This window comes from Phocaeicola sp. RTP21198st1_B8_RTP21198_201120 (assembly GCF_040929485.1).
GTDB classification, from domain to species: Bacteria; Bacteroidota; Bacteroidia; order Bacteroidales; family Bacteroidaceae; genus Phocaeicola; species Phocaeicola dorei.
Genome location: NZ_JBCOCI010000299.1, coordinates 537 through 1,459 on the forward strand (window position 1 = coordinate 537; position 923 = coordinate 1,459).

1 protein-coding gene and 1 pseudogene are annotated in these 923 nt (G+C 43.2%); one reads left to right on the forward strand and one right to left on the reverse strand.

The features are described from left to right. Nucleotides 1-617: aminotransferase class I/II-fold pyridoxal phosphate-dependent enzyme (locus AB5935_RS25635; RefSeq protein WP_368327831.1), on the reverse strand; the 617-nt coding region annotated here is incomplete at its 3' end. Between the two features lie 105 nt (nucleotides 618-722). Here AB5935_RS25635 and AB5935_RS25640 point away from each other — a divergent pair. Further along, a pseudogene (locus tag AB5935_RS25640) lies at nucleotides 723-923 on the forward strand (glutamate 5-kinase); the annotation flags it as partial.

Below are 923 nucleotides of genomic sequence, written 5' to 3' on the forward strand. Positions count from 1 at the left end.
TAGACAAGTCCATGATAAATCTCATCCGAAATAACAGGAACTCCCAGTGCTGCCACTTCTCTCAAGAATTTTTCATCCAGCAACATTCCGGTCGGATTCATCGGAGAATTGATAAAGATAGCCGCTGTATGTGGATTCACACATTTACGAATAGCTTCTATGTCGTATTGCAGATATTCTTTAGACAAAGGAACCAAAACGGGTTTAGCCTGGGTAGCCAACACAAAATTACGGTAACAAGCATATCCCGGATTGGAAAGAATCACTTCGCTATCCGTGTTGCAGAGCAACATCAACGCAAGAAGAATGGATGGAGAAGAACCGGAAGTCACCACAATGCAATCCGGATCTACCGTCACTCCATATTCCCGTAGATAAAAAGCAGCAATTTCCCGCCGGAGTTCCGGGTCCCCCAAAGAATGTGTATAGTGAGTAAGATGACGATCATAAGCCGCTTTTGCTGCTTCCGACACACAAGACGGCACATCAAAATCGGGTTCACCAACCTCCAAATGAATAATATCAACACCTTGTTTCTGTAATTCGTTTGCCCTCTCCAACACATCCATTACGATGAAGGAGGTCATCTGTTCTACTTGTGGATTTGTATGTTTCATTGTTTATCTTTTCTCTATCTAGCTGCAAAGATAATTCTTTTTAGCCTGTTTTGGTAGCATATCGGCAAAAAGCTCTATATTTGTGCTTTCAAATCGTTAGTAAGGATGAAACAGGAATTTACACGAATCGCAGTAAAAGTAGGAAGCAATGTATTAACACGCCGCGACGGAACGCTGGACGTTACCCGTATGTCGGCACTTGTTGACCAGATAGCGGAATTACACAAGTCCGGGGTAGAAATCATTTTGATTTCTTCGGGAGCTGTTGCTTCCGGACGCAGTGAAGTGCATCCGCAGAAAAAACTC